Origin of the sequence: Streptomyces sp. NPDC004609, from assembly GCF_042873655.1 — a bacterium.
GTDB lineage: Bacteria > Actinomycetota > Actinomycetes > Streptomycetales > Streptomycetaceae > Streptomyces.
The window spans coordinates 218,838-232,272 of record NZ_JBIALS010000002.1 but is presented as its reverse complement, the minus strand read 5'-3'; the positions used below and the strand labels follow the sequence as shown (position 1 = coordinate 232,272).

Below are 13,435 nucleotides of genomic sequence, written 5' to 3'. Positions count from 1 at the left end.
GCCTCCCGCCCAGTGTCTCCCGTCCCCATCACCGTCCCCCAGCCTCGCGGCCGGCGGGAACACGGGCCCGGCGTCACCCCGCCCCGCCCGCAAGCCGCTCCACCCCGTCCGCTCCACCCACACCCCTTTCCGTGGAGGACCCATGTCCGAGAGACCCTCGACAGACGAGGCCGTACCGCCCCGAAGCAACCCCGTGGTCATCGGCCTGATCGGGCTGCTCACGGTCGTCATCGGCGCCCTGGAGAGCATGACCATCCCCGTCCTGCCGCTCCTGCGGGCCGATCTGTCCCTGAGTACCGCCCAGGCCGCGCTGATCCCCAGCACCCTGGTCATCACCGGTGCGCTGGCCACCCCGGTGGTGGGCTCCCTCGCCGACCGCTACGGCGGCCGGGTCCTCCTGCTGGGCGTGAGCGGTGTCGTGGTCGCCGGCGCCGCCACCTCCGCGCTGGCCGGCACCTTCCCGCTGCTGGTCGCCGGGCAGGCGCTCCAGGGCATCGGCGTGGCCTTCCTGCCGCTGGGTCTCGTGCTTCTGCGGGAACGTTTCCCCGCGGAGAAGCGGACCGTGGCCGTCGGTCTCGTCGCCGGGCTGTTCACCCTCGGCGGCGGAACCGGTGTGATCACGGCGGGGCCGATCGCCGAGAATCTGTCCTGGCGGTGGATGTTCGCCCTGCCGGCCCTCGTCATCACCGTCGTCGCCCTGGTCGCCGCCTGGGTGCTCCCCGGGGCCGCTCCCCGGTCCGGCGCGGCGCCCGGGAAGGTCGACTGGGCGGGCGGGGTCCTGCTCGCCGCCACCCTCTTCTCCCTGATGCTCGCCCTCACCGAACTGCCCTCCGAGGGCTGGTCGTCCCCGATGGTGCTGTCGTTCCTCGCCGCCGCACTGGTCCTCGGAACGGTGTTCGTGCTGGTCGAAAGCCGGGTGAGCGACCCCTTCGTCGATGTCGCGATGCTCAGGCGCCCGGTCATGATCGGTACCACACTGGTCGCCATCGTGCTCGGCATGGGGTACGCCGTCGCCTACATGGCGATCCCCCAACTGGTCGTCATGCCGAAGGAGACCGGCTTCGGACTCGGCGGAACCGTCTCCGACGTCGGCCTCTACCTGTTCCCCGGCGCCGCCGTCGCGGCCCTCGCCGGTCCGCTGGCCGGTGCCGCCGGCCGCCGTGCCGGCACCCGGGCGGTGCTCATCGGCGGGCTCGTGATCGCCGCGGCCGGCTCGCTCGTCGGCGCCTGGATGCACGATTCGGCCTGGCAGTTGATCCTGCTCTTCGTGCTCATCGGCATCGGAGTGGGCGCCGGCCTCACCGCTCTCTACAACGGAATTCTGGACTCGGTCGGTCCGGACGCCGCGGGAGCCGCGACCGGCCTGAACACCGTCGCGCGCTCCGTCGGTCTCTCCCTCGGATTCCAGGTCTCCGCGGCGGTCATCTCCCGCTCGGCGGAGGGATCGCCGGTGCCGGTGCCGACGGAGGCGGGCTACACCAACAGCTTCCTCGTCGCCGCAGCGATCACCGCCCTCGCCGTCCTCGGCACCTGGGGCGTCCCGGGCAGGCGGGCGGCCACCCCGCCGACGGTGGCCACCGAGGACCGGGCACCCACCGTCCCGGCCTGACCGGCCCCGCCCGCATTCGGCGGTGCCGGTGACCCCGGCACCGCCCCACCCCGATGGCAGGGCACGTCCCGCCACCGGCACGAGGGCACCGCCCCACCACCGACACCAGAGCACCGCCCCCACCACCGACAGCAGAAAGGGAAGTCCATGACCGTGGACACCTCAGTGACCGGCAGCCGGGCCGGCCGGCTCCTCGGCGCGATCGCCGCGGGCGAGGACGGAGCGCTCCGAGCGCTCGAAGAAGCGCTCCGGGAGGCGGGCGGCCCCCTGCTCGACCCGCTCCCCGGCGGCGGTCACCTCGTCACCTTCGTCCACATCGGGCCCGCCGGCCATGTCGAGGTCGCCTCGCAGCTCACCATGGACGCCGAGGGCAGATCCGCCTCCATGGAACGGATCGCGGACACCGACGTCTGGCATCTGTCCGTCCCCGTCGCCGACGACCGGATCTCGGTCGTCTACAGCTTCTCCGCCGACAACCGGTACGCGCTGCTGCCGCTCTCCGAGATCATGGAGCTGATGCAGGCCGGCCGGTATCTCGACATCCTGAACGAGACGGCCGCCACGGCGCACGCCGACCCGTTCAACCCCGACCGGATCGTCTCGGGGGTCTCCTCCATGAATCCGCGTGCCGGGAAGGCCGTCCACGACTCCGTACTGACGCTCCCGGGTGCCGGCACCGTGACATGGTTCGGACCGAGCCGTGCCCCCGGCACCCTCACCGATCACCGCGTACGGTCCGAGGTGTTCGGCGACGAGCGGACCGTCACCGTGTACACGCCCGCCGGATACGAGCCCGGGCGCGGCGGCTACCCGCTGGTGATGCTGCTCGACGGCGAGTACCACGTGGACCACTACCCGGCCGTCTTCGACAATCTCATCGAGGCCGGGGCCATCCCGCCGACCGTCGTCGCCTACGTCCGCAACAAGGACGAGGAGTCGCGGATGGTCGAGATGTGCTGCAACCCCGATCTCGTCACGCAGTACGGCGGCGAACTCCTCCCCTGGCTGCGCTGGGCGTTCGGTGCGGGCGAGGACCCTACCCGTACCCTCGTCAGCGGAGCCAGCTACGGCGGGCTCGGCTCCGCCTGGCTCGCCCACAGCAGGCCGGACCTCTTCGGTCTCGTCCTGTCCCTCTCCGGCTCGTTCTGGTGGGGCCAGAAGGAGATCTTCGGCGCGCAGGACGGCCCGTACGCGATGGGGCGCGACGGCGAACCCCAGTGGCTGGCCCGGCAGTTCGCCTCCGGCCCGCCGCGGTCCACCCGGTTCTGGGTCGCCGCCGGGACCCTGGAGACGCAGCCCCTGCCCGGCGGCATCACCCTGCTGAGCGCCAACCGGCATCTGCGCGACGTGCTGATCGCCAAGGGGTGCGACGTGCGCTACGACGAGTTCCCCGGCGCACACGAACAGGCGGGCTGGCGGCGGACGTTCGCCGACGGGCTCTGCCACCTGCTGGGCGGTGAGCCGGGGGGCGGCCGGTTCCCGGGCGGCACCGGGCAGTGAGGCGGCCCGGTGCGGCGTTCCCGGCCGCGCGGTCCGGTGTTCCCGGCCGCGCGGTCCGGTGTTCCGGAGCGTGTCCGGTGTTCCGGAGCGTGTCCGGTGTTCCTGGGCGTGAGCCGCCCGCGCCGTGACGTGCTCTGTACGGGCCGCGGCCGGGAAACGCCCGTGGGAACCCGCAGGTGGTGAGGCGGCGGCGCGTCCGGTGAGCCGGGCGCGTCCGCCGTGCCTCAGTTCGCGGGACGGTCCGGCGCGCCGTCGTCCAGGGCGTGATGACGTGCCTTGGCGGCGGACTCGAAGGCGGTGCAGCCGACCGCCCACGCGGTGTCCAGATCCGCGTCCGGCGGGAACCGGCCGTCGAGTTCCAGCATCACCATCCCGTGCGCGAACGCCCAGGTCGCGCGGGCGATGTCGGGGTCTCCGTGGACCGCCCGGAACAGCGGCGCCGCGGCCCGTTCCTCCAGGCCCTCGGGAAGGGCGTGGCGGGGGAGGGGCTGCGCCGCGGTGAGACGGTACATGTGCGGATGGCTCAACGCGTGGGCGCGGTACGCGCGGGCCAGGTGCAGCAGCCCCGGTTCGGCCGCCTCGGCCGCCTCCAGATGGTCGGCGGTCTCGGCCATACCGGCGACGATCAGCGCGGTCTCGACGGCGGCCTTGTCGGGGAAGTGCTTGTAGAGCGAGGGTGCCCGGATCCCGACCCGGTCGGCGATCGCCCGCATGGACATCGCCTCGGCGCCGTCCCGCTCCAGGATCTCCAGCGCCGCGGACACGATCTGCTCGGCGCGGTCAGCCACGGCGCAGCATCTGTGCGATGACGACGCGGGTTTCCCAGGCGAGTGCGGCGGTGAAGAGGGGCGGCCAGATGAGGGGGCCGAAGGCGTAGAAGACCATGACGGCGAGGGGGATCCAGCCGTTGAGGGCGATGCGTCCGGCGGTGCTGCGGGTGCCGGTGGTGCGGGTGATGAGGTCGGGTCCGAGGAAGAACAGGACGGCGGCGGTGGTGGTCGGCAGGCCGTACTTGACGGACTCGAAGATCGCGAAGGCGGTGAGCGCGACCGCGAGGGCGCCCCATCCGACGACCCGCCCGAGCGGACGCGGCCCCCTGCCCGGCGCGGCGCCGTCCGTGCCCCCGCCTGTGTCTCCGGTCGCGCCGGCACCGTCCGTGCCGTCGGCCATCCGGAGTGTTCCGATGGTGTCAACGCTCATCGCGGTCTCCCTGTCCAAGATGTGGCTAACGTCGTTAGCCGACAGGGAAGACTATAGGGCTAACGGCGTTAGCCGTCCAGGGGGGAGAGGGAAGGACCGGTAACTCCTCCCCGGCGCGCGGAACCGGACCGGGTGACGGTCCGCACCGACCGGGTCACAGTATGAAGACAACCGTCTCCTCCGCCACCGTGACCGGCACCATGGTCGCCATGGTGCGCAGGGGGCGCGGGGGGACCGCGATCGGTGTCGTCGTCAGTGCGGTCGTCGTGGTGGTGGGCGGGGCCCTGACCTGGTGGATGCTTCCGCAGGTGAAGGTCGCCGAAGCCGACACGGCCGGCGTCCTGTCCTTCGGTGTCAGCGTGATCGGTACGGTGGCCGGGGTCTGGGGGCTCAAGGTCGCCCTGCGGTCCGGACGGGAGCAGCGGACCCCCGACATGATCGCGGAGGTCCTGGCCCGCTCGGTCCTGCGGCTGGAAGGCGCCGAGTACCGCCAGCTGCTGGGCGGCGGGCGCTCCGCGCTCAACGGCCGTATCGACCTGCCCTTCCGGGTGGTCGCCGCGCCCGGCGTCGAGGGGGTGGACCCGGGCGGCACCCTGGAGGGCGTGGGGGACTTCTTTCTGCGGCTGCGGCCCGGACGTCTGGTGATCACGGGCACCGCGGCGCCCGCGGCCGGCCACCAGGAGGACGCGGGCACGGGCAAGACGGTGCTGGCGCTCGCCCTGGTTCTCCAGCTCGCCGAGCGCTGGGAGCCGGGTGCGCGGGTCCCGGTGCGGATGACCGCCGCGACCTGGCCGGGCGGCCCGCTGTCCCGGTGGCTGGAGGAGCACCTCGTCGACGTCTACCGGCTGTCCCGGCGCGACGCGCACGCGCTCGTGAGGAGCGATCTGCTGCTGCCGGTCGTCGACGGTCTGGACGAACTCGATCCCTCCCTGTCGCGGCCCGGGGACTCCCGCGCCGCCGGTCTGATGCGCGAGGTCGAGCGCTATGAATCGGGCGGCGGGCGGGCGCCGGTCGTCATGACCTGCCGCGGCTGGGCGTACGCGGCGCTGACCGACGCGGAGGCACAGCCCCAGATCACGGCGCATGTGTCCCTCGACCGGGTCGACGGCGCGCGGGCCCGCCGCTATCTGGAGGCCCGGGTCTGCTACTCGTCACGCAACCGGGCGCGCTGGCAACCGGTGCTCGACGCCCTCGACCCGCCGCCGGGCTCCCCCGCGTCAGCGGCGGATCCCGAGGTCCGGCGGGCGCTGAGCACCCCCTGGCGCCTCACACTCGCCGCCGTCGTGTACGAGGAACGCGCCGCCGGTGTCCGCGACTTCTGCCGCCGGCCGCAGGATCTCCTCACGCTCGCCCGGTCCGGGGCGCTCTACACCTATCTGCTCGACCACTATGTGGCGGCGGCCGTGCACAGCGGCCGCGCCGACGAGAGCGAGTCGGAGGCCGAACGGGAGGCCCGCACCAAGGAGTACGGGTCGGAGCGGCTGCCGCGGCTCGACCCCCGCTCCACCTGGCGCCATCTGGCGGTGCTCGCCGGCTATCTGCACGGCAACACGGCCGGCTCCCGCCACCGCGCGGGCCGCCAGCTGTCCGGGGTCGACCTCGTCCTGCACGAGCTGTGGCCGCTGGCCCCCAGGTCGCGTGCCGTGGGCGGTGCCCTCACGGCCGCTCTGATCCTCGGCGGACTGGCCACCGCCCTCGGGGTGATGGGGAAGGTGTACGGCGAGCCGGCCGCCGCAGGACCGGCCGTCATATCCGGCTTCGTTGCTCTGGCGGCGCTCGGTGCGATCGGCAGGAGCTGGCCGGTTCCGCTCCAGTTGGAGCTCAGGTCCCTGGGCACCTGGTCCCGGCGCCTACGTGCCCTGGCCAGGGTGGTGGTCGCCACGGCCGCGGGAGCGGGGCTCGGCGGCCTCGGCGGGATGGTCGCCTTCGTGCTCGTCGGGTTCTGGGTGGGACTCCTGCTCGCGTTCGTCGCCCTGCTGGAGGCGTTGGCCGGCGGGGACGCGGACAAGCAGGTCGAGGCGTTCGGCCGGCTCTTCACGGCCGTTCTCGTGTCCGGTGTGGCGCTGGGGCTCCTGGTGGGGCTGGTGGCCGGAGCGGCGACCGCGCTGCTGCGGCGCAGAAGCGAGCCGACGGGCGACCCGCGCACCGTCGTCCGTACGGACGCCCTGAGCGCGCTCGGGGTCGCGCTGGCGACCGTGACGGCGGCGGCGCTGATCCTCGGTCTCACCGCGTACACGGCCGGCGATCTCGGGAACATTCCCGGGCGCGGCCCGGCCCGGCCGATGGTGCTGGGCGGTGTCTTCGGTCTCGCCGCGGTGGCGTTCGCCCTCGCCATCGGCCGCTCGGGCGCGGTGACGGTCCGGTATCTGGCCTTCCTCATCTGTACGCGGGGCCTGCTGCCGTGGCGGCTGAGCCGGTTCCTGTACGTCTGCTACCGGCTGGGACTGCTGCGTGTCGCGGGCATCGGCTACCAGTTCCGCCACCGGGAACTCCAGCAGCACCTGGCCGCCCGGCCCATGGCCCCGCCGGGCCCCTGACCCCGGGTGCCGGGACCCCCGGCCCATCGACCACCGTCCGGCCGCCCGGTCCCGTACAGGCCGACAACGGACCCGCCCTCCCGCGTGCCGTCGCGCCGGGGTCCTTCGTTCCGGATCGGGCTGGGTCCAAGGGCTGTGGGGGCCGTCGGCGACCCACGAGAACGCGGGGGCACCACCCAAGCCCGCAGGGCTGCGGGGAAGGGGCACGGCGCCGGGGCACGCGGGCGCGGCACGGTCCGAACGAGCAGCCCTCAGGCGCCGTTGCGGCGTGAACCCAGGATCATCAGGGCTTTGGTGCCGATCACATTGCCGTTGCGGCGCATCCTGTCGATCGTCCGACGCAGGTGCTGGACGTTGTCCACCCGTACCCGCGCGAGCGCGTCGGGGTCCCCCGCCACGGTGAACACCTCCACCACCTCCGGCAGGTCGATCACCGACCTCGGGATCGAGTCCACATCCGCGTCGCCCGCGAACCGCAGCTCGATGAAGGCCTCGATGCTGTCGCCGAGACGGCTGTGGTCGAGGATCGCGGTGTACCCCGCGATGACGCCCGACCGCTCCAGCCGGTCGATGCGCCGCTTCACCGGGGCGGGCGACAGATTCACCTGTTCCGCGATGTTGAGGATGGTCCGGCGCCCGTCCTGGACGAGCAGGTCGAGGATCCTGCGATCCACACTGTCGAGTTCCACCGAGTCGGCCATGCCCGCAACGTACGCCCCACGCAGGATTCCTTCAAGAAAAGGCCCTTCGACTTGTCTTTCCCTGCGTGAAGAGCAAGATCTGAGCCACTTCTTTGCGCCGGACGGAGGGCAGCAGATCGAATATGAGCCATCCCGGCGACAACGCCCCCTGGAGAAAGGGGAATCATGACCGTTGAACGTGAACTCCCGAGCGACGAAGCCCACGACCTCATCGATCTGGTGGCCGACATCGCGGACAAGGAACTGGCGCCGCGCGCCGCCGGGTTCGAAGAGGCCGAGACCTTCCCGCGCGAGCTGTTCACCCTGCTCGGCGAGGCCGGGCTGCTGTCCCTGCCGTTCGCCGAGGACATCGGAGGCGGGGGCCAGCCCTACAGCGTCTACCTCCAGGTCCTGGAGGAGATCGCGATCCGCTGGGCGGCCGTCGCCGTCGGCGTCAGCGTCCACACCCTGTCGTGCCACCCCGTCGTCGCCTACGGCACCCCCGCCCAGCGGCGTGATCTGCTGCCGGCCATGCTCGGCGGCGAAACCCTCGGCGCCTACTGCCTGTCCGAGGCCCACGCGGGATCCGATCCGTCGGCCCTGCGCGCACGGGCCACCGAGACCCCCGAAGGGTGGCGGGCCGCCGGCAGCAAGAGCTGGATCACCCACGGTGGCTGGGCGGACTACTACACCTCGTTCCTGCGCACCGGCGACGACCCCCGCGGCGGAATCTCCTGCTTCCACGTCGACGGCCGTTCCCCGGGGCTCTCCGCGGGCGCGCCGGAACGCAAGATGGGCCTGCGCAGTTCGGCGACGACCACCATGCACTACGACGAGGTCCCCATCGGCGCCGACCGGCTGATCGGCCGCCCCGGCCAGGGCCTCGCGATCGCCCTGACCGCGCTGGACGCGGGCCGCCTCGGCATCGCCGCCGTCGCGGTCGGCATCGCCCAGTCCGCCCTCGACTACGCGGTCCGCTACGCCTGCGAGCGCGAGACCTTCGGCACCCGGATCGTGGACCACCAGGGAGTGGGCTTCCTGCTCGCCGACATGGCCGCCGCCACCGAGGCCGCCCGAGCCACCTATCTCACCGCCGCCCGGCGCAAGGACGCGGGCCGCGACTACCGCAAGCAGGCCAGCATCGCCAAGCTCGTCGCCACCGACACCGCGATGTCCGTCACCACCCAGGCCGTCCAGGTCCTCGGCGGGGCGGGCTATGTGCGCGACCACCCCGTCGAACGCCATATGCGCGAGGCCAAGGTGACCCAGATCTTCGAGGGCACCAACCAGATCCAGCGCCTGGTCATCAGCCGTCACCTCGCCCGTACCGCGCGCTGAGCCGCGCATCACCCAGGAGACATCCCCATGCAGCACCCGGAATCCGTGGCGGTCGTCTTCGGCGGCGCGTCGGGACTCGGCCGCGCCGTCGCCGGCAGACTGCTGCGGCACGGCACGACCACCGTCGTGGCCGACCTGCCGGACGCGCCCGGCAGCGCGTCCGTGACCTCGCTCGGCGACCGCGCCCACTTCTTCGCCGCCGATGTCACCGACGCGGACCAGGTCCGCAAGGCGTTCGCGTACGCCCGCGCCTTCGGTCCCGTACGCACCACCGTCACCTGCGCCGGTGTCGCCACGCCCGGCCGGGTCCTCGGCCGGGGCGGAGTCCTCCCGGCCGAGCAGTTCCGCCGGGTCGTCGACGTGAACCTCGTCGGCACCTTCGTCGTCCTCGGCCACGCCGCCGAGGCCATGGCGGACAACGACCCCGTCGACGGCGAACGCGGCGTCATCGTCTGCACGTCCTCGATCGCGGCCTACGACGGACAGATCGGCCAGGCCGCGTACGCGGCCAGCAAGGGCGGAGTCGCCTCCCTGACCCTCTCCGCGGCGCGTGACCTCGCCGAACGGGGGATCCGTGTGATGACCGTGGCGCCCGGCCTGTTCGACACCCCGCTGCTGGCCGGGCTCCCCGAACCGGCCCGGCGCGGACTCGGCGGGGCGGTACCGCACCCTTCCCGGCTGGGCGCGCCCGAGGAGTTCGCCGCGCTCGTCGAGCACATCCTCGCCAACCCGATGCTCAACGGCGAGGTGATCCGCCTCGACGGCGCACTCCGCATGGCCCCGCGCTGACCCCCGCCCACCCGACCCGAATCGAGGCACCCGTGGCCGACACCTCCGGTACCCCCGACAGCGTTCCAGGCGCCCACGCCGACACGCCCCTACAACTGCTCTCCCCCGCCGGGGAACTGCGCACCGACGACCGGCTGCCGCTCGACCTCTCCACCGTCGACCTGCCCGGCCTGTACCGCGACATGGTGCTCGGCCGCCGGGTGGACACGGAGGCCATCGCCCTCCAGCGCCAGGGCGAGCTGGGCATGTGGCCCTCCATGCTGGGCCAGGAGGGCGCCCAGGTCGGAGCCGGACGGGCCCTGCGCGACCAGGACATGGCCTTCCCCACCTACCGCGAACACGCCGTGGCCCGGTGCCGGGGCGTCCCCGCGGCGAGCCTTCTCGGACTGTTCCGCGGCACCACCCTCGGCGGCTGGCGGCCCCGGGACACCAACTTCAACCTCTACACCCTCGTCATCGGCGCCCAGACCCTGCACGCGACCGGCTACGCCATGGGGGTCGTACGCGACGGGCTCGTCGGCACCGGTGATCTCGAACGGGACACCGCCGTCCTGTGCTTCCACGGCGACGGCGCGCTCAGCGAGGGCGAGACGAACGAGGCGTTCATCTGGGCGGCCACCCGGAACCTGCCGATCGTGTTCTTCTGCCAGAACAACCAGTGGGCGATCTCGGCGCCGTACGCGACCCAGAGCCGTGTCCCCGTCGCCCGGCGCGCCTCCGGCTTCGGGTTCCCCGGGGTCCGGGTCGACGGCAACGACGTCCTCGCCTGCCTCGCGGCCACCCGCGAGGCGCTCGACCGGGCCCGCCGGGGCGAGGGCCCCACACTGATCGAGGCGTTCACCTACCGGCTCAACCCGCACACCACCTCGGACGACTCGACCCGCTACCGGTCGGCCGCCGAGGACGACCAGTGGCGTGAACGCGACCCGGTCACCCGGCTGCGCCGCCATCTGGAGACCACCGGCGCCGTGTCCGGTGACTGGTTCGCGGACCTGGACGCCCGGTCCCGGCACCTCGCCGAGGATCTGCGCGCCGCGTGCCGCGCCCTGCCCGATCCCGACCCCGGTGTGCCCTTCGAGCACACCTACGCGGAGATGCCCGAGGCCCTGCGCGCGCAGCTCGCCGAGCACCGCGCCTTCGTCGCCTCCCTGACCGCCGAGGAGGTCCCGGCATGACGATGACGCTCGCCCGCGCCCTCAACGAGGGGCTGCGCACGGCCATGCGGCGGGACGACAAGGTCATGCTGCTCGGCGAGGACATCGGACGGCTCGGCGGTGTCTTCCGCGTCACCGACGGGCTGTACGAGGAGTTCGGCGGCCCGCGGGTGGTGGACGCCCCGCTCGGGGAGGCCGGCATCATCGGCACCGCGATCGGGCTGGCCATGCGCGGCTACCGCCCGGTCTGCGAGATCCAGTTCGACGGGTTCGTCTTCCCCGGCGTCAACCAGATCGTCACCCAGCTGGCCAAGTACCGGCACCGCTCCGAGGGCAGCGTCACCCTGCCCGTCGTGATCCGGATCCCCTACGGCGGCGGCATCGGCGCCGTCGAGCACCACTCCGAGTCGCCCGAGAGCTACTTCGCCCACACCCCGGGACTGAAGGTCGTCACCTGCGCCACCCCGCAGGACGGCTACGACATGATCGGCCAGGCCATCGCCTGTGACGACCCCGTCGTCCTCCTGGAGCCCAAGCGCCGCTACTGGGACAAGGGCGACGTCGAGGCGGACGCCGAGCGCGCCACCCCCCTGCACACCGCCCGGGTGCTCCGCGACGGTGACGATCTCACGCTGGTGACCTACGGCCCCCTGGTCAGGACCGCCCTGGAGTGCGCGGCCGTCGCCGCCGAGGAGGGCCGGGGCATCGAGGTCGTCGATCTGCGCTCGCTCGCCCCGATCGATCTGACGACCGTGTACGCCTCCGTCCGGCGGACCGGCCGCCTGGTCGTGGCGCACGAGGCGTCCCTGTCCCACGGGCTCGGCGCGGAGATCGCCGCGAGCGTGCAGGACCACGCCTTCTTCGCCCTGGAGGCGCCGGTGATCCGGGTGACGGGCTACGACACCCCGTATCCGCCGAGCCGGCTGGAAGAGAACTGGCTGCCGGGCGTCGAGCGCATCCTCGACGCCGTCGACCGCAGCCTGAGCTACTGAAAGGGCCCTGGAAGCACATGTCGTCACAGCAGTTCTGCCTCCCCGACGTGGGGGAGGGCCTCACCGAGGCGGACATCCTCGCGTGGCACGTCCGGCCCGGTGACACCGTCGAGGTCAACCAGATCGTCGTCGAGATCGAGACGGCGAAGGCGGCCGTGGAGCTCCCGAGCCCGTACGCCGGAGTCGTCGCGGAGCTGCACGCGGCGGAGGGCGAGACGGTGGCGGTCGGCAGGCCGATCATCACCGTCGCCACCGCCACCGCCACCGCCGCCGGGGCGCCCGGCTCCGGGGCGCCCGCGCCCGCTCCGGTCCCGGCCCCCGTTCCCGAACCGCGGCCGTCGTCGGCCGGGACGGCCACGATGCTCGTCGGCTACGGTCCCCGCGAGACGACGGCGGTACGGCGCCGGCGGCGTCCCCTGCCGCCGCCGGGCAGGCCCGACGGGCACCGGCCGCCGCCGGTCCCGGTCACGGCGTCCGCGACGGCCGTGATCCCGGCCCCGGGCGACGGACAGGTGCCCGCCCGGCCGTCGGCCAAGCCGCCCGTACGCAAGCTGGCGAAGGACCTCGGTGTCTCCCTGTACTCCGTCGTCCCCACCGGCCCCGGCGGCACCGTCACCCGCGAGGACGTCCACCGGGCCGCCACCGCCGCGGCCCCGACCCACCCCACCGCGACCGTGACGGCGACGGCGGAACGCGAGACGCGTATCCGGATCAGGGGCGTCCGCAAGCACACCGCCCGCGCCATGTCCGAGTCGGCCTTCACCGCACCGCACGTCACCGAGTTCGTCACCGCCGACGTCACCGAGACCATGCGACTGCGCGACACCGTCTCGGCCCGCCGCGAGTTCCGCGAGCTGCGCCCGTCCCCGCTGGTCTTCGTGGCACGGGCGCTGCTGCTCGCCCTCGGCCGTACCCCCGAGGCCAACTCCTCCTGGGACGAGGAGGCCCAGGAGATCGTCCTCAAGCACTATGTGAACCTCGGTATCGCCGCCGCGACCGACCGGGGGCTGATCGTCCCCAACATCAAGGACGCCCACGAGCTGTCCCTGCTCGGACTCGCCGGCGCGATCGCGGAGCTGGCCACGACCGCGCGCGCCGGCCGGACGGCGCCCGGGGACATGGCGGGCGGCACGATCACCATCACCAACGTGGGTGTCTTCGGCGTCGACACCGGTACGCCGATCCTCAACCCGGGGGAGGCGGCGATCCTGGCGGTGGGGACGGTGCGGCGGATGCCGTGGGTCGTCGGTACGGGAGCGGACGAGCGGATCGAGCCGCGCTCGGTCCTGCAACTCGCGCTCTCCTTCGACCACCGGCTGGTCGACGGCCGGCAGGGCTCCCGCCTCCTCGCGGACACCGCGGAGATCCTCTCGACCCCGGGCCTGGCCCTGCTCTGACCCCTCACCGTCCCCCGTTCCGTCCGGCGTTCACGGGCGGTCGGGGCGGCCGGGCACGGCTTCCCGGCACGGTGTACGGGGGCAAGCCCCGTGTCCCCGGGCCGTCCCGCGCCCCGGGAAGGACCCGGCGCCGGCGGGCGCCCGCAACCGCCCCGCCGCCACACGCGGCGGTTACCGCCCGTCCGGCGAAGCGGCGCTCACCCGGACGGGTGGTCGCAGCGCGCGTACACCCGTCCCCC

At 73.2% G+C, this 13,435-nt stretch carries 11 protein-coding genes; 8 read left to right on the top strand and 3 right to left on the bottom strand.

All coding sequences use genetic code 11. The features are described from left to right. The first annotated feature begins 142 nt into the window (after positions 1-142). Together ACFYT4_RS02860 and ACFYT4_RS02855 are read left to right on the top strand one after the other, a co-directional pair. On the top strand, positions 143-1,609 hold the full coding sequence (locus tag ACFYT4_RS02860) for an MFS transporter (RefSeq protein ID WP_389264590.1): 1,467 nt from the start codon (positions 143-145) through the stop codon (positions 1,607-1,609). A 153-nt stretch (positions 1,610-1,762) separates the two neighbouring features. Further along, positions 1,763-3,109: an alpha/beta hydrolase-fold protein gene (locus ACFYT4_RS02855; RefSeq protein ID WP_389264588.1), complete on the top strand. Its 1,347-nt coding sequence runs from the start codon at positions 1,763-1,765 to the stop codon at positions 3,107-3,109. 224 nt (positions 3,110-3,333) lie between these two features. Here ACFYT4_RS02855 and ACFYT4_RS02850 read toward each other — a convergent pair whose 3' ends face one another. Next, positions 3,334-3,897 carry a TetR/AcrR family transcriptional regulator gene (locus ACFYT4_RS02850; protein WP_389264586.1) on the bottom strand — a complete coding sequence of 188 codons (564 nt, stop codon included), beginning with the start codon at positions 3,895-3,897 and terminating at the stop codon, positions 3,334-3,336. Then, on the bottom strand, positions 3,890-4,309 hold the full coding sequence (locus ACFYT4_RS02845; RefSeq protein ID WP_389264585.1) for a hypothetical protein: 420 nt from the start codon (positions 4,307-4,309) through the stop codon (positions 3,890-3,892). Before ACFYT4_RS02845 ends, ACFYT4_RS02850 begins: the two co-directional genes overlap by 8 nt. Before the next feature lie 161 nt (positions 4,310-4,470). On the opposite strand from ACFYT4_RS02845, the gene ACFYT4_RS02840 reads away from it, so the two are divergent. After that, complete coding sequence (locus ACFYT4_RS02840) at positions 4,471-6,846, top strand: hypothetical protein (protein WP_389264583.1); 2,376 nt, start codon at positions 4,471-4,473, stop codon at positions 6,844-6,846. A 251-nt stretch (positions 6,847-7,097) separates the two neighbouring features. On the opposite strand, the gene ACFYT4_RS02835 is transcribed toward ACFYT4_RS02840, so the two are convergent. Next, on the bottom strand, positions 7,098-7,547 hold the full coding sequence (locus ACFYT4_RS02835) for an Lrp/AsnC family transcriptional regulator (RefSeq protein WP_389264581.1): 450 nt from the start codon (positions 7,545-7,547) through the stop codon (positions 7,098-7,100). A gap of 165 nt (positions 7,548-7,712) precedes the next feature. Between ACFYT4_RS02835 and ACFYT4_RS02830 the strand changes: the two genes are divergently transcribed. From ACFYT4_RS02830 to ACFYT4_RS02810, 5 genes are read left to right on the top strand one after another with little or no spacing between them, the layout of a single operon-like run. Then, on the top strand, positions 7,713-8,864 hold the full coding sequence (locus tag ACFYT4_RS02830) for an acyl-CoA dehydrogenase family protein (protein ID WP_389264580.1): 1,152 nt from the start codon (positions 7,713-7,715) through the stop codon (positions 8,862-8,864). 27 nt (positions 8,865-8,891) lie between these two features. Then, positions 8,892-9,653, top strand: coding sequence for an SDR family NAD(P)-dependent oxidoreductase (locus tag ACFYT4_RS02825; protein ID WP_389264578.1), 762 nt, complete (start codon positions 8,892-8,894; stop codon positions 9,651-9,653). A gap of 32 nt (positions 9,654-9,685) precedes the next feature. Continuing rightward, the gene (locus ACFYT4_RS02820) at positions 9,686-10,828 is read left to right on the top strand and encodes a thiamine pyrophosphate-dependent dehydrogenase E1 component subunit alpha (protein ID WP_389264576.1); all 1,143 of its coding nucleotides are present in this window, start codon (positions 9,686-9,688) and stop codon (positions 10,826-10,828) included. After that, entirely contained in the window at positions 10,825-11,799 is a 975-nt protein-coding gene (locus ACFYT4_RS02815; protein WP_389264575.1) for an alpha-ketoacid dehydrogenase subunit beta, read from the top strand. The genes ACFYT4_RS02820 and ACFYT4_RS02815 overlap by 4 nt, the downstream gene beginning before the upstream one ends. A 17-nt stretch (positions 11,800-11,816) precedes the next feature. Further along, the gene (locus ACFYT4_RS02810) at positions 11,817-13,196 is read left to right on the top strand and encodes a dihydrolipoamide acetyltransferase family protein (protein ID WP_389264574.1); all 1,380 of its coding nucleotides are present in this window, start codon (positions 11,817-11,819) and stop codon (positions 13,194-13,196) included. Positions 13,197-13,435: the final 239 nt, after the last annotated feature.